Below are 19867 nucleotides of genomic sequence, written 5' to 3'. Positions count from 1 at the left end.
TACTAACCAAGACAGTGGTTTTATATTGAAAAATTTTATTGAAAAGATGTGTGTTATGTTGAAAAAGCCTAAAAGATTGTTAGTTATAATAGTTTCTCTATTAGTTGCAACAATGTTATCTGCTTGTGTAAGTGGAACGGAAGAACCTAAAATCAAAATTCATTCTGGTTCAGAGGAATTAAATCCAATATATTATGGGGATATAAACAATAAGGAACAAGAAGAAATGGAAGAGAGACTAAAAGATTTTATGGTAGGCAAAAGATTTAGTGATTTACCAACAGTTGCATACGGTGACAAAATTCAAGTCGAAGCTCTGAATTTTAAAACAGAGGAAATTGAAATTTATGATTATGTAGTGGACGAAAACGCTAATATTATTTCTGAATATGCTGTAAATCCCTTGTCCGTAAGTACCGTTGAAGAAGGTATTGCAACATTTTCATTTGAGGAAATCATTGATTTTGATACGTATCAGGATTATGCAATAGAAGGGAAGCTAATACATGCTTTATTGATTAGATGTGAAATTGACGGCAATACTTTTGCATTTTCTACACTTGTATTGGGTGATTAATAATCTAATTTAACTATTTGGCAGGTTAATTAATGATGAAGGAAGTGATTTTTTGTCAAGCATTTCTGTACTTCCACAGCTTTATATACTAAGTGTTTCAAAAGACGAAGAGGGTGCTTTTGCTAAGGTAAATACTATATTTTCAGATGAAGAGATAATAATTCGCTGGGGGCTAGACACTTTTACATACGAAAGTTTACAAAGAGCAGTATCTACTCGGTATTTCGATAAAATGCCAGGATTAGATTATGAGTATAAATTGCTCATTAGATATGGGTATAATCCCGAAAATAAGCAATATACAGGGTACTTTGAATGTGTTTTAGGGAAGCAATACAAAACTTTGGAGTTTCCTTGTTCAAAGTCATTCATAGATTGTATAGAGTCGATGAGCAAGATTAGGAATATTACACAATTAGAACATCTAGAATGGAAAGACTGAAAAAGCCAATTAGCTAATTACCTGATAACGATATATTTTACTTAACTGGGGGATAAAGACACAGCGTAAATATTGCTGTGGTTCCTTCATTATATCCTGTTTGCATTATAGGTGAATTTATTAGTTGGCATTACAACTTTTTAACCATTACCGTGTATGCATTAATAATGGGCAGTGTATTTTTCCTACAAGTGGATGGTGGGAAAAAGCAGATGCTTTTCAATCCATTGATGTATGGCTTAATATTTTTGGGGTTGCATTAAAGACAGTATTCTTTTCAAGCATCGAGTTCAATCGGTCTTATTTTGGCTTATTTTTATTGGTGCCAATTATGTAGTTTTTATCCCGTTTGTAAAAGGTGGAAATCTATTTTGATCAGACGGAAGCAATTCAGCAAAGACAAAGTCTTATGGCACTAAAGGGATGAATAGTAGTTAGTTTTATAAATAATAATTGAGTAAGCTGTACCTCTATCAGATGGTGCAGCCTTTTTTTGTTAAGAAATAAAGTCAAGAAAAATAATTGCCAAGGGAACCTGTACCCCCTAATCTTCGTCTAATGGAATGAAAGTAAAGGAGAAGGTGCTATGCATGACAAACATTTAAAAGAAGAATCGAATCAAGATATTTTAATCAGTCTTATGGAGATGTATGGTGATATGGTGCTTCGTGTCGCCTTTACATATGTGAAAGAAAGGCAGCTAGCTGAAGATTTGTCGCAGGAGATCTTCCTCAAATGTTATAAATCTCTTGATACATTTCAGAATGGTTCTACCTACAAAACTTGGTTATATAGAATTACAGTGAATTATTGTAAAGATTATGTAAGAAGTAGGTATTTCCGACATGTATTTCCACAATCATTGATCAAAAAGGAGAGCGGCCTTGTTGAAGATTCCGTAGTGTCTGGTATTTTAAAGAAAGAGGAAAATGCGGTCCTTTTTAATAGAGTTTTAAATCTTTCCGTAAAACTTCGTGAGGTAATTATCTTATATTATTATGAAGAGTTGTCCATAAGTGAGATTGCCAATGTACTTAGTGTGAAATCTAGTACGGTTAAAACTAGACTTTACCGTGCCCGCGAAAGTTTAAGAAAATATATAGAAGGAGGAGATGTTATTGAAAAATAAATGGGAATACCCGGAAGAAATAAAAAAACAAAGATTTACAAAACTCCATCAGAGAAAAGTACTTAGTCAATTAGATAATACACAACCAAAGAGTAGAAAACGATCTGTAATTAGAGGATTAACTGTCGCTGCAATTTTAATGATGCTATTAGGAAGTGCCTTTTTTATTCCTTCTGTAGAAAATGTTGTTGCAAAGATTCCGTATATTAGTAAATTCCTAGAAGAAAAGGAATTAAGTTTGAAAGAACAAGACAGGTTGGGAGAAAAGGTACTACCTATCATAGCTGCAAACGGACTGCGTATCGGGGGTCTAGAATTTAATATGGAAGATAAAGAAATGCTTGTTGGAGTCATTGGCTCGTCTGGTAACGTTCGTGAAATGTCAAATCAGATACAAAATCAGCTACATAATATGGAACTTAATGGGTTTGATGTAACACTTGTTCCACTTGAAGAAGAAAAAGAAGTCCAAACGGAACGAAGTAGAGCTGAGATTAAGAAGGGTCAACAAGATAGTAAAGAATTAACTACTTCCTTAACAAAACGTATAGAAGCAGAAGGATATGAGTTAATGTATCCGATTCAAGTTCGTATTAATAATATTGAAGGTGTTTATATGAACGTTATTGTCCCTGAATCGGAAAGTCGATTAGATAAACTTAAAGAAATAATCAGGGAAGAAGCTAGTGCATATGGTGATGAATTAACAGTAGATGTTCGTCAAATACAGAACAAAGCTCTTGAGCAAGAAAAACGATGGAAAAGAACAGGTGCAATCAGTAATATTGGAGAAGCATTAATGGAAACTAAACATTACCCAGTTACAGGTTTTGCATTTTCATTTCATCCTTATCCACTTCAGATCATTATAAAAACATCACTGAACGCTAAAAATCCAGATGCTTCAGACATTGCAGATGAGATTCGGTCTGAAGTAGATTTGTATATCGAGAGTAGTGAAGAAACGAGAACAATCCGTAATGACCAGTATAAAGTAATTGTTGAAGGTCAAGACCATAAAGAAATCGAATAGAGAGGCGTTAGCTCAACAAAACAAATGCTTCAAAGAGCCAAAAATACATTATCTAATTCACTAAAATGTATTTTGGCTCTTTGTTAATTTCTTTGGTGTTGAAATTGGGACTATGATTAAATAGATATTCTCTTATTTGAGTCTGCATTTTACTTTAAAATAACAGTTAACTGTCTTGCAGTGCTGCACTGTTTCATTTTAATAAGGTTCACTATAGGACAGAATTCAAGTGAAAGAGCTTATTAGCACGTCCTCTAACTCCCATTTGAATTACGAAAAGATTCGCAATTCGAAGATCATTTTCATTTGATTTTATAAAGATATACTGGAAATTTGTGTTAAAATTGAAACGTGAACAATTTTACTTATGTGCGTTTTCTCAACTGTGATATGTACCTTAAATGTGATTCGGAATAAATATAATGGAATGTCAGATTTGGTTTATATGTTTAAGAGGAAATTAAACCAAAGTGGTATGTAGAGAGAGGTATATATGTAAGTTTTATATAAAGTACCAACAGGATTGTTAGATTAGAAGTGAAGACAAAGATAAAAGGGAGGTAGGAGAAATGACCTTTAAATATATGGTTTGGAGATTTTTGCTTACCATTATGATTTTGGCCGGATTCTTATTAGCATCATTTTTTGATTATATTTTATTGGGAAGTATTTTGCTAGTATGTGCTCTCATTATCCTTTTTATAGTTCTATTTTTGGAAAAAAAAAGAAAAGTAGATGACGCTTGTTAATACGGTGGAGAACATACTGTAGATAATGGCAGGATAGTGACCGTTTGAAAGAGATGATGATAAAATGAAACACTATTTTCCAGTTAAGGACTTCCCCTTTCTATGGAAGAGTTTGTATGATTTGTTTGTCTTACATTATAGATGATCACGAAAAAGTGGATATATACGAATAATTCGCATTTTAACGATGTTTGCTAGTTGAACAATTGACTAAGGAAATGAAAAAGGGGAGAACAATTTTTGAAAAGATATGCTGGGTTTGGCGAAAGATTATTAGCAAGTTTTTTAGATGTTATCATCATTTCAATATTATTTGGGATTTTATTTTATGCCTTTACAGGTGAATACAGTATGGATGTCAACAAAGGAATGAGCTGGGATATATTTTATGTAATATACTTAATTGTCATCCCCGTATTATGGTCTGGATATATCATTGGTAAAAGAATTTGTAATATCAAATTAAAACGAATAGATGGCGGTAATGTAAAATTATCCAATACCATAATGAGAGAACTTGTAGGTTTTCACCTTATTGGTATTGTCACGTTTGGATTATCCATAGTAGTTAGTGTTTTTATGGTCATATTTCGTGAAGACAAAAGAGCAATTCACGATTTTGTGGGTGGAACATATGTAAGTAAAGGATAATAACTAACAATAGTTAGGGAATGCACTTCAAGTAGGGGAAGGAGTAGCTAATAAGCTTGACCATTTTTGCAGAAGTCTTACGAACAATTGCTATTGTAGTTCTTGTTATTAGTTCCGCTTTCTTTTTAAGGCATTTAAAAAAACGAAAAAACAACATAAACTTTCAACCTTTGAATTTACAATGTACATACTCATACAGATTGCTTTTACTTTATTTGCAATCAGTTTATTGATTTTTGTATTTATTGTGTGATTGTTGTTTTGGTTAATTTCTCAGTTTTAAGCTAACGGCTGCGAGTACTGATCAAGGTATTCGCCTCTCTTATTAAAGTAAAGAGCAGTAATGTTGAATATGCATTATTGGATTTGCGTGCGTTAAAATTAAGGTTACTAGGAGGTTGTATTTTGAAAAAGCTATTTATTTTTCTTATCTTAATTCTTTTTTCGGTAGTAGGTTGCGAAAATAAGGATAACAGTGAGATAACCAAAGAGCTAAATGAAGATAATTCTGAAGAAAATAAAGGTTCAATATCTTTAAATAGTTCTTCGAATACAGAATTTAATTTATATAACGGTAAATCATTAAAAATTGCTGTGATTGGAGAATCACCAAAAGTTAGAGAAGAACAGGTTGAGTTTAATGAAATATCTTTTGATGAATTGTCTAAAGAGCAAGTTGATTCTTATGATGCAGTCTTTATTATGAAAGAAAAATTTCCTGAGGCTTCAGAGAGTCAATATGCAACTATTTACTTGAAATCTACTATTCCATATTTTTTCATTGCTACTAAAAGTCTTATCCCATTTACATCTGTGGAAGATATTGAGTATAGCGATTCATGGGATTGGCAACCTGGATTAGCCTATATACAAGGAGTGTATAAACCAAAAAATTCGGAGAGAGCAGATAGAGTAGGGTTTGGATTATATAATGATGAAAAGACAAAGGAGCATATTGAGGCAACATATTCCTTAGTATTTAAGAAAATAGCTGATTTGAATTCTTAAGGATAAACAATCATTATTGAACTATGAACTAACTGGGTGATAATGTAGAATAGGGAAAGTTGCTAATGAAAAAAGGATTCTATGGTGTAAAGGAACGGTAATTTTCAAATTCCATATATTAGTAGTTATTTAAAATGAGATATAATTTACCTAATTAATTCAGGGGGGATAATTATTTCACAAAAGGTACGAAAGGTTAGAGACATAATGCAATATAGGAAAGTATCATTACTGTGTGTATTTATCGCCATTCCTCTTAATATCATCAATAGTTTTTTTGGGGTTAGATGGATAACTATCCTTGGTATTTTATTAATGGTAGTCTTTTTCATCATGTATTTTCTCTTATGGAAATGCCCAATATGTAAGAATAGACTTCCATTACGATTTGACATTGACACAGATTTAGATGATATATACCGTTGTCCTTATTGTGACACAAAGTTTTTAAGTGGGGAAATTATAGATTAATTTAATTTTGCGATAATTAATCCTAGTGGTTTATTAAACTAAAGGATGCGTTAGTTCAATAACTCTATTATCTAATAAGAGCCAAGTATACATTATTTTATTCAAACAAGTATATATTTGTGTTCTTTGTTATTCACCTTACCGTATAAAATCATGACAATGAGCGAGTGTGATTTAATACTCCTTTGCTAATGAAAGAATTGTTAAATTGTAATCTAATGAATGTAGAGTGAACTAAACAAGGGGAAGTAGAAGGAAGGACGATGTTAAGGGAGAGAATTTGTTCCCGTTAACCGGGGGTTTTGATGTATTTCACCCTTAATCTGCTAGAATAACTGACACACTTTACTGGAAATTAACATCCCTATTTTATAGTGAATTGCAGCCACTTATAACAAGACATCTGTTAAGCAGTGCCCTGATTTTTTAATGAAGGTAAAAAAACAAAGAGCCAAAATATACAGTTTAATGCATAAAACAATGTATATTTTGGCTCTTCTAGATATTGGAGATATTGAACATAAGCACCCGTTAATTGAACAACACTACAAATTGGAGACTATTAAGATACTCCAAACTAATGCAAATATTATAACCCCAAACGAAATTGCACCCCAACCTGTTTCTTTAGTAGTATTTTCATCGCCCTTTTTTATTTTTTTGGCTAATGAGACACAATTAACAAATAAAATAATTGCTGCTATAGGTGTTGCGAATATTAGAAAATCCAATTATTTCACCCCTATTAAATTTTTCTTATTAAACATTACTGCCAGTTAGTGCAACAAGCACTAATACGTTAACATGCATATTTATTAGTATATATATACGGTTTCGTGAGTATTGATGATGAAAAGACAAATAGTGGTTGCATCATCCTTAACCCATCATACACATTCTTCCATAAAATAGGGAAGTCCTTAACTGGAAAAAGTGTATCATTTTATCAAGCAAAAATTGTATCATCCAATCTAGCGGTCACAGAAGGATAGATACTACTATTGTTAATAGTCAATTCTTTGTCAATATGATCTCCTTTCCTGATCCGGTACTTTTGTACAATCAATTGCACTAGTATTAATACAGTATGATCCTTAAACTGGTATTAGTGGATAGTGAAATTAGGAACAAAAAAAAGAAGCAAAATCGCTCCTTCTTGTTTTTTAGTATTTTTTAAAATAATTTCGTAAATGCTGCCGAATAGCCGAAGCAAATGGTTGCTTCGGCTGTCTTACTTAATGATAGTGGATAGTTTACAAAAAAATCTAGTTTATAAAGGAAGCATTATATATTCTTTTTCATGCCACAGTTTCTACATTCTCTTAGAAAATTACCTTTACCGACTGATGATTTGAATAGGGTATGTCCACAATTATCACAACGCCCCGCTTTTACGTCTGGATATTCGCTGTATTCGTATGTTATAGAAGTATCAATGCCTTTAGTATCCATAGAGCCGCCCCTTATTTTCATTTGATAAAATATTATTATACCGCTATAACTATGTGCCTACAACTCTCTTTTTTAACTCCTAAATGAGATCCTCTGAACTTTTCCAAAACATCAACGAGAGGATTACTTTTTAGAATCACGACTAAACATAATCCTTGAATAAATCACCACAACAACCATAACAATCAACCCAATAATATTGATTGTGGTTGAAGTAGATTCACTATCTACGAAAATATTAAGAATAAATGAACCTGCAACTATCAATAACATCAAATAAAATAAACTTTTATTCAAAACATAACCCCACTTTCTCTAAATTATTTATTGATTTGATTGGAAATAATAATACAAAAGTAGATGGCTTTCATGTAATAGGACACTTTAACTTTACGGTGTTATCTATTGTAACAACAAAAAAGACTGCTGGGACGTTCCTTTTATCATTGTACTTTGTTAATCAGATAAGTAATGCGTGGGAACTTTTATTAGTATTAATTCGTGTATACAACAGGAGGTGTTTACTATTAACCTTTTTAATAATAGGCTCTTGAAAAAGGTTTAATGTTGATATTAGGTCCAAAAATCGGAATTCTAATTGTATAAAGTAGAAAGTACCATTTAATTTTAATTAGCTTATTCTGCGCTGATGCTATCGTTTGATTGAGTATTATTTTTAATAACATCTGCAATTGACCAACCAGCCAAAATTGCCGCAATTAAACAAGAAAAACCAATAACAAAGTAATTTGGATTAGGAATTATCATTACATATGCAGACATACTGAGACTAAGGATAATGCTAATTGATGTTTTCAATTTTAGTGAAATCACAATTATCCCCCTTTCTTTTCGTTAGCATAACTTGTTCGTTGAATAAGAAACATTGTCTATATTGTAAAACTTGATTACCTAATTGTATCATATGTTTCCATATTTTGTATTACATTCCCTTTAATCATCAAGTCATTCATGGTAACGGGATTCCTTAAGAAGGATAACAATGAAGCTGTATTTGATTAGACATGGACAAACAGATTGGAATTTAAAAGGCAAAATCCAGGGGAGTAAAGACATTGAACTTAATTCTAATGGTGTTATACAAGCAGAACAGTTAAGTGAAAAAATAATAGAGTCCAATTATGAAATCTCAAAAATATATTCAAGTCAGCAAAACAGGGCAATCAAAACAGCAGAAATTTTAAGTTAGAAGAAATAAATCTAGGTCAGTGGGAAGGCTTAACATGGAATGAAGTACAATCATTATTTCCTTCCGAATATGATAATTGGTTTAATAATCGAAGACATACTAAACCGCACAACGGAGAATCATACCAAGATATGCTGGAGCGTGTTTTAACTACTATTAGAGGAATAGTAAATAGGAATGATGAGAATGTTGGAATTGTTACACATAGTGCTGTCATTATGTGTATTCAATGCTATTTAACCAATACTTCGTTTGAAGAAATGACAAAATTCAAAACGGAGAATACTTCCATTGTAGAAATAGATAGTGAGCTAATAAGTTTATAATTACATTTGTGAAAAAAATCACTTGAAGCTTTTAGTTTAATTAACTTTAATCGCAAAAAAAGGTGTTAACTAATTGATAAACACCTTTTTTATTATTGAAAAGTCTAAAAAGTGCATGCTTGATAGGAATCATTGCCATTCATTTCAGTGATTAATTAATGGTGAACTACTATTTTATACAGTGGTTTACTGGAATTTTATGTTAAAATTGGTATTGATATAGAAAATTTTAGGTACGACTTACTATATTCATTCTCAGTAAAACTTATTCAACAATGGGTAGTATTTTGTTTTTAAGAATAAAGGAATTATACCTATAAAAGGAAGATCTATAACGGTTGGATCAAGGAATAAAATCAGAGTGAATTTGTTTAAAGACATACTTAAGTTAGGAGGTGTTTGTCTTGGATGCTCTTTATTTGGAAGGGTGGTTGCCGATTATTTTAGTTTGTATTGTTGCTGCCTTAGTCATTTGCTTATTGGCAAGGTTTATAAAACGAATGGTGTTGTATATGGTATCTGCTACTTTTTTTGTTATATTTGTTGGAATTTTAATATATAGTATTTTTGGAATCGGTCGTTGGGAAGGAATGGCGATTGGGTTCTATTCCGCTTCAGCTCTTATTGGTACAGCGATTGGAACAGGTATTAGCCCGTTTATTAAAAATAAAAAAGAAATGTGATTATAAAAAGAGCAACGTGAAGATAGACACTTTAAATTAAAGGGGAGTTTATCAAAGGGGCATATTTAGTGAAAAGGGAGGATGTAAATTAGAGTAATCTATCGGTGAGATTCGGTATGGAGTCTAACAAGCAATCGATTGCGGTTGCAGAGAATATAGGATTCAAAAAAGTATTTAATTATATAGGATATGACTTTAAGATTCAGTAATCTTTCATAAACGGAAGTGTTTCTATAAAGAAGGAATTGCACACTTGTCCGATTAACATAGTAGTAATGTGGAGGGAGGAAACATGAAGAAAATCACGTTAGGTTTGTTAAATATGATATTGGTTTTATCTATTTTAGGCTGTTCGACTAGCAATAATCAAGAAACGAATTACTATGTTCTTGTTGTTGAAGGGGAAAACAATATAAGTGGTACGTTTGGTGAGTTTGCTAATAAAGAATATTCTGTTGTTGAGGTGGAATATATAACAAGTTTGGCACGAGCTAAAGAAAAGTATCCTAATTATGAAATTGAAAACACTCCAGCAGTATTTATTTTTGAAACTGGCGGTGGTGAAATGAAAAAAATAAAATTAAAAACTTATGAAGTAGAAGAGGCTATTGAATTTTTGAGAGATACGAAGAAATAATCTTAAGCTAAAGGGAACGTATGCTGAATAAGCAGCAATCTTTATTTTACTATTGGGTAGGATTGTGCAATAAGAGTGAGGGTTAATAGTGTAAGGGGAAGAAGAAAATAGGAATAATTATAGCAGCACTGTTATTTGTCTTTGTGTCTTTCTATTTTTATCATTCAAAAAAGCTATATGGAAATGATAAGGACTCCATAGTTAGAGTCATTAAGTCTATTGAAGGTTATGAGAATAAGCAAATTAAGGTTACTCAAATTGATGATTTCGATAAAGTTAGAATAGTGGGCTTTCTATCAAACAATAGTCCATCTTATATAGAGTTTCAACAAAATAAGAAAGGAAACTACGTCTGGAAGCATATTGAATCTAGAAAGGATGAAGCGTTTAGTATGTTTCTGCCTTCATTAGGAGATTTAATGGAAAGTTCTAAGAAAATAATGTTTGTGACGAATCATGAAAATGAGATTGCGAGAATGCAAGTAGATATAAATGGGGAAACATTAGATCAAAGTTTTACTCCATATCAAGCATCTATAACTTGGGTTGATCTGCCACAAATAAATAAACATAGCTATGAATATCGAAATTACAAGTATTATGATAAAAATGGAAATCTAATTAGGGAGAAATAGTTCTTGAACTAGACGGATGCCAGAGATAAACAAGAGGAACCTCAATTAGTGTTCCTTTTCATTTGTTTTGAAATAAAAATGGTGCATTTGGAGTTTTATGCAAAATTTAATCATAAGAACAACTTAGCTTAAAAGTGAGCTCGAAATTATGATTTGACTTAATTGATATCAGCTTGGATTAACAATAAACACGGTCCATTTGCAAGGTATCGTGATGAGAAGTTAAAAATCTATATTTAAACAGAGGTAGTGAACGAAGAAACTTAGTGATATCTAAAATCATTAAAAATGAAGGATTGGTAGGAGGATTAATATGGTAAGTTGTTGGAATACCTGGCTTAATACTTCTATTGATAATTATAGGAGCGTTTGTTGCAATAGGAATGCTAATATTTAAGATTATGAAGAAGAACTCCAAATAAACTAGCAATTTGAATGGTGGAAAGAGTATTTATTGGTTTGAGTTCCAAGAATTTTGAAGTATTGGTTTTAGGTCTAAGTAGAATGAACTTAACAAGGGTAAAGATTATCTTTAAAAAGGAAGATTTTAATGAATTTACTTAGAAGTTTATTTGTATTTATGGGAATCTTAATACCGATAACCGGTTGTTCTGAAGAAACTCTTAAGAATGATGAAATCAAGGATTCTGTCGAGATAGTAGGTATTATTAGCTATATTAAATCTAATCACTCAATAGGATCAGCAGTATTAGTTATTCCTGATGTGACGAAAGAGGATATTGCAAATAATAGTAAACTAGGAACCTTAGCAAGACTTAATAATGGTTCTTGGTTTTTAGTGGATGAGGTTGAGATTGATAGATTTGTTGTAGGACAGCAAGTTAAAGTGACATTTGAGAGAGAACAATATGTAATGCAGGGTTCGCCTCCATATCAAGACTCTGAGAAAATTGAAATCATTCAAGAATAAAAGTTTTTTCTATTAACTGACCCAAGTTGAAATAGTTTTTATAAAATGTAGTAATAAATGTTACAACGTAATTTGTATGGGGGTAATTCTTGGTGTTGAAATTTTTAAGAAAGTCCAAAATGAGAATGTATATAGGGACTGTTATATTTGGGTGCATTTTTTTTATAATCTTAGATGTGATCACCGAACAGAAGTTGAATTTGATTGATAATGTACGTACTTCCTTTATAATTGCCACCATCTCTGTTTTTTTAAACTGGGGTTGGGATAGCAAGGATTATAAAAAAAGTAACGGTAAGAGAGTTGAATAGTTTACCCGGTGTAATTAGGTATCAAAATAGTAGAACTATGAAATTTGAAAAAGAAACAAAGATATGGGAAAGGAGGAAGGACTCATTCAACGCTTGAGGGAAGAATACAAAGAAGTAGACCAATATTACCAAGAGAAAAACAACAAGGGAGACCACTTGCTGTTAATGCTAGTAAATAACGGTCTGATGGTATTTATGTTATATTTTCCTTTTTGGTTAATTGGTAAAATGGTTATGTTAACGATAAGACTTACTAAAAAGATCTTTGCGCCTAAAAATAGGTTAATGTAATTTGTGAGGAAGCAAACATTCCCTAATCTTTGCAAAATGGCACGATCCTTTAGACAGTGCGGCTTTTTAATGTGTACATAATATAGTTGATGAAGGCGGTAGCTATACACGTTATGTAATATATCCAAACGAGTGTTATCTACAACCTAAGCATATTTTTAAAAATAAATCCCATTGCATGAATATACTTTGAAATGAACAATATGAGAAGTTATATGATATTCCATATGATTATAAAAGAATCGATAAAACAGGTTTGTTAATTACAATTCTAGCTCTTATGGAGAATTGTAAAATTATGTAGTTAAGCCAAAGTAATGCTTATCATCAAGAAGGGGATCGTACTTATCTGATTGAAGTAAATGTCAGAACTGTTAAAGAAGAAATGTTGCTATTAGGATAAGATCGATCATATAGAGGTGTAAATATGAAAGAATATTATCAGTTTAAAAATACGATTCAAACAGAAAAAGAATTACGCTCCATTATTGGTTTTCCTAGTGAATTAGTAAATAACAAAGCAATAACATATCTTGATAACCATTGTTCAACATTCATTTCAAAATCGCCATTTGTGGTTATTTCAACCTCTGATGAATCTGGATTTTGTGATGTTTCACCAAGAGGAGATAAGACTGGATTTGTAAAAGTTCTAAGTGACAAGCAGTTAGTCATACCTGAAAGACCTGGAAATAAAAGAATAGATTCTATGCGTAATATTTTATCCAATCCAAGAATAGGTCTTCTCTTTTTAATTCCTGGTTTAGGTGAAACATTGAGAGTTAATGGAAAAGCCACTTTGGTTACAGACAATGAATTGCTTGAGAACATGTCGTTTAAAGGAAAAAAACCTCTCTTGGGTATTGGTGTTGAGGTAGAAGAATGTTTTATTCATTGTGCAAAAGCCTTTAAACGATCGGGGTTATGGGAACCTAATTCTTGGACAGATAAAGCCTTATTGCCGTCGGCTGCAAAAATAATATTTGAACACGCTAATCTCCCAAATACTAGTGTTGATTCTATTCAGAAAAGGCTAGAAGAAGGTTATTCAAAGCGGCTTTATTAGTTGGAAAATATTGTGGCGGGTTTTATTTGCGTTTTCCATATTGCTTTTTCTTGAAATCGGGGACTCTCATCGTGATGGTAGGTAGCTTTTAATCCTGAGGAGTGAAAAGGAGGAACACCTGGAGACTCTCTTTTTTACTAGTTGACGGGATAAATCCTACAGTACTTTTTTAAAATATGTAATTGGTGGTGTATATTTGTTTATCGGTATTTCTTTGTACATAATAGGTTTTCTATTTGTTCTATTTAGCATAATCACACTGATAATGATGTTTTTCGCTGATAATGCTTATCCAATTATTTCTTTATTTGCTTTACTTAATGGTCTTATGGCAATGGGAATTGCTAAGATTGTAATAAGTTTAAATAACAAAAAGTACTGAAAAATAAGTGAAAGTAATAAGATCTTATTAAACTAAAAAAACCATATAGAAGAAGGTCAAGCAAAAAATCTGGCTAATCTTATATCACAAATGTGGTACAAGGGTTAAACAAGAGGTACGTCAATCTGCGTTCCTTTTTCTTTGAAAGCAACCTGGTTTTATAGAACCTTATGGTAAAATTAATATGTGAATAGTTGTACTAAAGTAACTTGGTAGGTAGGTTAGTTTTGCAAATGAATAGTGAAATATTTGATTAATAGATAATGGAGGTATTTATATTGAGTCGTCAGTTACAGCAGCTATTGTTTTTGATAACAATAGTACTATCAATATATGTGTGGACGTATGGAATGACCACTTTAATAGAAATGACTGTTCAGCTATGTAAAACTATGTATTCCGCTGGGCATAACTTCGGAACCTATCTAAAGGATATATTCTTCTAGGGAGCAAATGTTGAGCAAGGATATTCGTCTTTCTTTGATAAAGTAAAGAGGCTGGTTAGGGATGGAATTAAAGTCATATAAAATATTGGGGCGATACAAATGAAGCAGAAGCTTTTTAAAAATTATAATATTAACAGTGCAATTATGTTTTATCCGTTTGGATGCTTAATCATCCTTTATTTTGATATAGAAACAAATATTAAAAATCTATTTGCTCTTTTATGTTTTACTATACTTTATTGGGTAGCAAACTCTTTACAAGTAATCAATAACTCTGATAAAGATAAATAAATTGTCGTTCTAAAAACAAGCTAGTGTGTGTTGGATTGGCTTACAATATCTTTTGTTTTGATTATGTGAAGTATAGCAATGATAGCTTCAGCAAGCGTTTTAATAGGTACAATAAACGGAAAGGAGAAATAAATATGATTAATAATAAAATGTCTTGGCCCGAAATAAAGAAAAAAGGTAAAACGCATTTTATTATTACCCAAGGTGTGATTGGATGGGGAGTTACAACTGCAATATTATTTTTTATTGTTACAAGTGTCCTTGATTTTGGCATGAATTTTACATCCTATTTAACTATTGAAGTTTTAAAAGATTTGTTAATCAGCCTGGTCATATTTCCTTTAGTTGGAATTATATGCGGATGGTTGATGTGGGAATTGTTAGAAAGAAAACATAGGAATCAGTCCCAATTATTGCTCTGAAGTAAGTATAGAGGGTCAATCAAAAGAAACTGTTAAATATGTGCAGACGTTTTTTTAGGCATGATATAATCTTGTTAAGAGAAAGAATGTGAGGGATTCTTTATGGTATTTGATGTTCTTCAAGAAAAACGTGATGTAATTCTGAAAGTAGCTGATAATCATGGTATCCAAAATATACGTGTTTTTGGTTCTGTTGCAAGGTATGAAGACGGACCTAAAAGTGATCTTGATTTACTTGTAGAATTTGAGCAAGGAAGAAGTTTGTTTGATTTGATTCGATTTAAACAAGAGGTTGAAGACATACTCGATATTAAAGTCGATGTTGTAACAGAAAATTCGATTCATTGGAGTATGAAAGAAGATGTGTTAAACGGAGCCATTCAGCTATAGATAACGGGAATTGTATGGAACGTTCTTAAAATAAAAATACCACTATTAAAAGATAAAATAACCGATATACTTGATCTAGAATAAAGGCTTGGGTTTTAGAAAATCTAAAGTCTTTTTATTTTTTAGCTAAGGGTTGCAAGTTTTACTGAAGAGGAACGTCAATTGGCGTTCCTTTTCTTTTGAAAGTAATAAGATGTTTTGGAATTTTATGTTAAAATTGTTATGTGAATAATTGTAATTAGGTAACGGAGCAGAAGAGCTAACGGATTTAATGATTTGAAACCAATAAGGGGGTAAGTAGTTGAAAAAGGGTTTATTTATTTTTGGGTTTGTAATAGTTATTATTGTTGGTTTTATCTTTGTAAACAAGTCATACTATCCTCCCCTTCCTATAGAGAATTTAACAGCAAAAGAAGTAATTCAAAAACTGAAGAAATCCGATAATAAGGTAGTAGAAATTGCAGAAGAAGATGAAACGATTTGGTATATCACAAAAAATGAAAATGAGGGTATTAGGAAAGCTGATGAAAACATTAAACAAATGATTATTTCAAATGGTTGGGAATTTAAAAATAAAGATGGTGCGGGTCTATTTTTCAAAAAAAATGAAGAACGCTTAGTTGCTACTACACAAATGTGGAGTGAAAATTATGTTCTTGTTAAAGTTGATAGCAAGTTTAAAAATCCCTAGAAAATTATTAAGTTAACAAGCACGAATGCGGAACAAAGTAATCACTCTTTTAAATAAGGAGGGCTATTATAAAGAAACAAATATTAATTGTTTTATTGGCATTTTTGTTTTTTGTAATTGCTACAAATGTAATGACAGATGAGGAAGCAATTGAGGAACCAATTGATCTAGAAAATAATGAAACAGATTCTGTGAATAAAGAAAAAGAAAGCAAACCAGAACCGAAGTATAACGAAATTGATATAGAGATTGATACTCAAGTTTATTCAAACTACTTTAATCGAGCCCCTATTGATGAATCAACCAAACATGCAATCGAATTAATTGAAAAAGCCGCAAAATCAGTAAGTCCAACAGGAGAAGTGGAAATTCCAAAAGCCAGAAACCTCAACTCTTTTTTTACTGGGAGTAATGAGGAACTGTTGGAATTGTTTCAGAAAAACAACGAAAATAGAAAAGGCGAACTTATTATGGTTTTAGCAGAGAAACCTTTTGCTTTGCAACAAGCAGCAGATCTAATCGAAGATGAACAAATTGATAAAGATCTTAAATATCTTTCTAATGAACTAACGAAAATAGAATTTTACCGAATAGGTAACATCAATGAATTCATTACAGCTTATGAGAAGTACGTTGATATTCAAAGGAAGATACTCAAAATATATTATTCTATTGAGCATGTGTAATTGTTTGCTAATTTGGTAAGATCTTATACATCAACAAAGGATTTCTATTAAATATACCGGTACAAATTAATTACAAGAAGATCATCTTAACTAGGTGATCTTTTATTTTTGGAGTGGATAGTTGGAATATTATGTTAATATTAAAGTGTATAACTATGTAACTGGCAGGCTAAATAGCTATTAAATTTTAAGAATAAAGGGGATAGAAATTAATGGATTTGTCATTGGGGAAAATCTCATTGGGCGAAAGTGAACTGAAGTCTATTTTAACTGAAATCAAATATGAAAGAAGCCAATGGCAGGAGTTAGAGACAACTTTAATATTAAAATCTATGTTGGAGCATATTGGTTCAAAGGATAGTGAACTCCGTGACCAGTTGATATATAGCACTTTTTATAGATTAATTATTGAAAGCAATGAAATAGAAGCGGAAATCTTAACTGAACTTTTAGATGCTTGTATTAATGAACTAATGTTTAAAGGAATTGGTGAAAAGGAAACAGACACCGTGTTTACAAGGGCGTTTTCTACGCTGTTAATAGCATTAATATTGGGACGGGATAGTCAAGAAAACTTTTTGCCTAAAACTACAATTGATACCACTAAAGAGGAATTGATTAAGTACATTGAGCTTGAGAAAGATATAAGAGGTTATGTCCCTGGTAAAGGATGGGCTCACAGTATCGCACACGTAGCTGACACTTTTGATGAGCTGGTGAAGAATCCAAAGTTAGATAAAGAAAATTATCCTGAAATATTAAGAGTATTGTGGAGTAAGGTTCTCATATCCAGTAGTGTCTATGTTCACGATGAGGATGAAAGGTTACTAGTTCCTATTCTTGAAATGCTAGAAAGAGGATTGAATGTAAAAGAAATAGAAGAATTGCTCGAACAGTTACCCAATGAATTAAAAGTTCAAAAACAGCAGATTGATAGCGAAAAGTATTGGTTCTTAGTGTTTAATATCAAATCATTTTTAAAAAGTTTTCACTTTAAAATTAATGGTAATCCAAAACTATCACCACTTCAGAAAAATATGGAACAAAGCCTAACGAGAATCTATTGAATAAGTATTTTGTACTGTTGATTGTGAGGGGAAGGGTCAATATTTGGGCTGCGATTGTTGTGTTTTTTTTAGTTTGGTTATCACAAGGTAAGGTTTGTTAAAGTACGGGTGGGGATCTAGGGGATACAGATTATAGGAACCCTCACTTAATATTATTAAATAGGAAAAAGAGGAGATAAATGATTATTTCTATTTGTGGTTTAAAAGGTTCTTATGCTGAAACGGCAGCTATTAAAATGGTTGGTGAAAATGTTTCTTTTTTGTACTGTAACAGTTTCACTAGTGCTTTAGAATCAGTACAAAAAAATCAGTCAGATTTTGCCGTACTACCAGTTAAGACATCCAATTCTGGATTTGTTAAAGAAGTGAAAGAGTTACTTTTTTCAGATAATTACATAGTAAAGCAAAAATATAATCTCAATACCCATCACTGTCTACTAGCTTTAAAAGGCACAGACATAAGGAGTATAGATACAGTTTATTCTCATCCAAAGGCGCTTCAGGAGTGTAGTCTATATCTAAATAAAATTAATGTATCAGAGCGAGTAATTTATAATACGGCAGCTGGTGCAAAACACGTTGCGGAACATCGTTTAGTAAATGTAGCAGCAATAGCTTCAAAGCTTTCTGCTAAGGTTTATGGTTTAGAAATTATAGCGAATAACATTGAAAACAACGATGATGTTACGACATTTTATCTAGTAGGGGTTAAATATTACTGACTTAACAGGTTAATTGAAGAACAAAATTTAAGTGAAGTTTTTTTTATTTATACGAGGAGATGTTTTTTTTGGAAAAAAGATATAATTTATGGTCATTCTTTTTATGTTTATTTCTCTTGGTTCTTTCTCTCTATTCTTTATATGCGTCTATTAACCAAATATGGTCAATAGCGCCACCTATTTCTGTTCTATGGTTAATGACTGTTTCCACTTTTATTTTAGGAATTATGGGATCCAAATACAAAGCGAGTATGGGAGCGAAAGTTAGGAGTTGGCTGACGGTGCTAATTTCCTTCTCTCTTTCAGCAGTTCTCTTATTGGGAATTGGTGTGATTACAATTACGAGACAACCAATTGAAACGACACAGTCGCCCGATTCTAATTATAAAATCGACTTTTATACAATAAATGGCGGAGCAGCCAGTGCTATATCAGTATTGGGAGTACTAGATGGTCCATTGTGGTTTAAAAAGAATATTTATAAAGATATTAATATGCACAAGGCTGACATTGAATGGAATAGTAACGATATAGTGACCATTAACAATCATACATTAAATTTAAATAAGGGTGATATTTTTTTAGATTAATCTAATCCTAATGGAACTAACGGGAGTCATGAATATTTTAAAGTAAAGGGTGACGTTTCTTTAACAAGCACAGGTTTATGACATCTGGAATTTTAAGCCATGAATACATTCATTTATATATGGTTAAATAGTTAATAGATGATATCATTAGTTTAGAGTATTTGGAGCGGAGGTAGGTTCTATGGAGGATATATTAAAACAGATTTTAAATGAGCTGAAAGACATTAAGACAAACATTGGCGAACTAAAAACGGGACAAACAAGGTTAGAAGTAGGGCAACAAAAGTTACAGCAAAACTTGAATGAAAGTTTAGGGGCTTGACAGAGAAAATTGCTGAACATATTGATGACAAAACCGAAGTATTGAATAAAAGAGTTTATAAAGTTGAATCTGAAATAGAAAGATTAAGCAGACAGTAAAGAAGCAAAAAACTTCATATCTGTCTTTTTCTTTTGGAGCTTTTATGATAGTCTTCACTTAAAGTTACGGGTTCGTTAGTTAAACAAGAGAATCGTCAAAATTGGCTTTTTCTTTTGAATATCAACAGATGATTGGAATACTATGTTAAAATCAATAT

26 protein-coding genes and 1 pseudogene are annotated in these 19867 nt (G+C 31.6%); 24 read left to right on the top strand and 3 right to left on the bottom strand.

Translation table 11 applies throughout. The annotated features are described in order from the left end of the window. Window positions 1–58: 58 nt before the first annotated feature. The 8 genes from H7K77_RS19185 to H7K77_RS21120 all read left to right on the top strand — a co-directional run bounded on the left by H7K77_RS19185 (window position 59) and on the right by H7K77_RS21120 (window position 6840). The gene (locus tag H7K77_RS19185; protein ID WP_222599462.1) at window positions 59–577 is read left to right on the top strand and encodes a hypothetical protein; all 519 of its coding nucleotides are present in this window, start codon (window positions 59–61) and stop codon (window positions 575–577) included. A gap of 52 nt (window positions 578–629) precedes the next feature. Continuing rightward, a complete protein-coding gene (locus tag H7K77_RS19180) occupies window positions 630–1019 on the top strand; it encodes a hypothetical protein (protein WP_186580327.1) in 390 nt (129 codons plus the stop codon). A gap of 124 nt (window positions 1020–1143) precedes the next feature. Further along, on the top strand, window positions 1144–1356 hold the full coding sequence (locus H7K77_RS19175) for a hypothetical protein (protein ID WP_186580325.1): 213 nt from the start codon (window positions 1144–1146) through the stop codon (window positions 1354–1356). Window positions 1357–1605: 249 nt separating this feature from the next. After that, on the top strand, window positions 1606–2148 hold the full coding sequence (locus H7K77_RS19170; protein WP_186580323.1) for a sigma-70 family RNA polymerase sigma factor: 543 nt from the start codon (window positions 1606–1608) through the stop codon (window positions 2146–2148). After that, window positions 2138–3181 (top strand): DUF4030 domain-containing protein, encoded by a 1044-nt coding sequence (locus H7K77_RS19165; protein WP_186580321.1) that lies wholly within the window; start codon window positions 2138–2140, stop codon window positions 3179–3181. The genes H7K77_RS19170 and H7K77_RS19165 overlap by 11 nt, the downstream gene beginning before the upstream one ends. A gap of 989 nt (window positions 3182–4170) precedes the next feature. Next, window positions 4171–4581, top strand: coding sequence for an RDD family protein (locus H7K77_RS19160; protein WP_186580319.1), 411 nt, complete (start codon window positions 4171–4173; stop codon window positions 4579–4581). A gap of 405 nt (window positions 4582–4986) precedes the next feature. Next, the gene (locus H7K77_RS19155; protein WP_222599461.1) at window positions 4987–5589 is read left to right on the top strand and encodes a hypothetical protein; all 603 of its coding nucleotides are present in this window, start codon (window positions 4987–4989) and stop codon (window positions 5587–5589) included. A 939-nt stretch (window positions 5590–6528) separates the two neighbouring features. Continuing rightward, window positions 6529–6840, top strand: a complete 312-nt coding sequence (locus H7K77_RS21120; RefSeq protein ID WP_222599460.1) for a hypothetical protein — start codon at window positions 6529–6531, stop codon at window positions 6838–6840. Between the two features lie 504 nt (window positions 6841–7344). On the opposite strand, the gene H7K77_RS21425 is transcribed toward H7K77_RS21120, so the two are convergent. The 3 genes from H7K77_RS21425 to H7K77_RS19145 all read right to left on the bottom strand — a co-directional run bounded on the left by H7K77_RS21425 (window position 7345) and on the right by H7K77_RS19145 (window position 8295). Next, window positions 7345–7533 carry a hypothetical protein gene (locus tag H7K77_RS21425; protein ID WP_407926447.1) on the bottom strand — a complete coding sequence of 63 codons (189 nt, stop codon included), beginning with the start codon at window positions 7531–7533 and terminating at the stop codon, window positions 7345–7347. A gap of 102 nt (window positions 7534–7635) precedes the next feature. Further along, entirely contained in the window at window positions 7636–7788 is a 153-nt protein-coding gene (locus tag H7K77_RS21115; protein ID WP_222599467.1) for a hypothetical protein, read from the bottom strand. Window positions 7789–8148: 360 nt separating this feature from the next. Next, window positions 8149–8295, bottom strand: coding sequence for a hypothetical protein (locus tag H7K77_RS19145; RefSeq protein ID WP_222599459.1), 147 nt, complete (start codon window positions 8293–8295; stop codon window positions 8149–8151). Between the two features lie 220 nt (window positions 8296–8515). Between H7K77_RS19145 and H7K77_RS21420 the strand changes: the two are divergent. From H7K77_RS21420 to H7K77_RS21410, 16 genes and pseudogenes are all read left to right on the top strand, one after another. Next, a pseudogene (locus tag H7K77_RS21420) lies at window positions 8516–9048 on the top strand (histidine phosphatase family protein). A gap of 404 nt (window positions 9049–9452) precedes the next feature. Then, window positions 9453–9731 carry a YesK family protein gene (locus tag H7K77_RS19135; RefSeq protein ID WP_186580313.1) on the top strand — a complete coding sequence of 93 codons (279 nt, stop codon included), beginning with the start codon at window positions 9453–9455 and terminating at the stop codon, window positions 9729–9731. Between the two features lie 292 nt (window positions 9732–10023). Beyond that, window positions 10024–10368, top strand: coding sequence for a hypothetical protein (locus H7K77_RS19125; RefSeq protein ID WP_186580311.1), 345 nt, complete (start codon window positions 10024–10026; stop codon window positions 10366–10368). A 143-nt stretch (window positions 10369–10511) separates the two neighbouring features. After that, complete coding sequence (locus H7K77_RS21100; RefSeq protein WP_222599457.1) at window positions 10512–11003, top strand: hypothetical protein; 492 nt, start codon at window positions 10512–10514, stop codon at window positions 11001–11003. Between the two features lie 550 nt (window positions 11004–11553). After that, the gene (locus H7K77_RS19115) at window positions 11554–11934 is read left to right on the top strand and encodes a DUF3221 domain-containing protein (protein WP_186580307.1); all 381 of its coding nucleotides are present in this window, start codon (window positions 11554–11556) and stop codon (window positions 11932–11934) included. A 374-nt stretch (window positions 11935–12308) separates the two neighbouring features. Then, window positions 12309–12536, top strand: a complete 228-nt coding sequence (locus H7K77_RS19110) for a hypothetical protein (RefSeq protein WP_186580305.1) — start codon at window positions 12309–12311, stop codon at window positions 12534–12536. 427 nt (window positions 12537–12963) lie between these two features. After that, the gene (locus H7K77_RS19105) at window positions 12964–13602 is read left to right on the top strand and encodes a pyridoxamine 5'-phosphate oxidase family protein (RefSeq protein WP_186580303.1); all 639 of its coding nucleotides are present in this window, start codon (window positions 12964–12966) and stop codon (window positions 13600–13602) included. Window positions 13603–14262: 660 nt separating this feature from the next. Then, window positions 14263–14430, top strand: a complete 168-nt coding sequence (locus H7K77_RS19100; RefSeq protein WP_186580301.1) for a hypothetical protein — start codon at window positions 14263–14265, stop codon at window positions 14428–14430. Between the two features lie 425 nt (window positions 14431–14855). Next, on the top strand, window positions 14856–15143 hold the full coding sequence (locus H7K77_RS19095) for a hypothetical protein (RefSeq protein WP_186580299.1): 288 nt from the start codon (window positions 14856–14858) through the stop codon (window positions 15141–15143). Between the two features lie 102 nt (window positions 15144–15245). Continuing rightward, on the top strand, window positions 15246–15533 hold the full coding sequence (locus H7K77_RS19090) for a nucleotidyltransferase family protein (RefSeq protein WP_186580297.1): 288 nt from the start codon (window positions 15246–15248) through the stop codon (window positions 15531–15533). Between the two features lie 301 nt (window positions 15534–15834). Then, the gene (locus tag H7K77_RS19085) at window positions 15835–16224 is read left to right on the top strand and encodes a hypothetical protein (RefSeq protein WP_186580295.1); all 390 of its coding nucleotides are present in this window, start codon (window positions 15835–15837) and stop codon (window positions 16222–16224) included. A 95-nt stretch (window positions 16225–16319) separates the two neighbouring features. Next, window positions 16320–16910, top strand: a complete 591-nt coding sequence (locus tag H7K77_RS19080) for a hypothetical protein (protein ID WP_186580293.1) — start codon at window positions 16320–16322, stop codon at window positions 16908–16910. Between the two features lie 212 nt (window positions 16911–17122). Beyond that, complete coding sequence (locus H7K77_RS19075; RefSeq protein ID WP_186580291.1) at window positions 17123–17977, top strand: DUF2785 domain-containing protein; 855 nt, start codon at window positions 17123–17125, stop codon at window positions 17975–17977. Between the two features lie 179 nt (window positions 17978–18156). Further along, window positions 18157–18699, top strand: a complete 543-nt coding sequence (locus tag H7K77_RS19070; protein WP_186580289.1) for a prephenate dehydratase domain-containing protein — start codon at window positions 18157–18159, stop codon at window positions 18697–18699. 68 nt (window positions 18700–18767) lie between these two features. Next, complete coding sequence (locus tag H7K77_RS21415; RefSeq protein ID WP_235989013.1) at window positions 18768–19289, top strand: DUF5412 family protein; 522 nt, start codon at window positions 18768–18770, stop codon at window positions 19287–19289. A gap of 181 nt (window positions 19290–19470) precedes the next feature. Then, a complete protein-coding gene (locus tag H7K77_RS21410) occupies window positions 19471–19611 on the top strand; it encodes a hypothetical protein (protein WP_235989012.1) in 141 nt (46 codons plus the stop codon). Window positions 19612–19867 lie beyond the last annotated feature (256 nt).

Source organism: Aquibacillus kalidii (genome assembly GCF_014280935.1).
Taxonomy (GTDB): Bacteria; Bacillota; Bacilli; order Bacillales; family Amphibacillaceae; genus Aquibacillus_D; species Aquibacillus_D kalidii.
The sequence above is the reverse complement of the archived record's forward strand: the minus strand, read 5'-3'. Positions and strand labels throughout refer to the sequence as shown.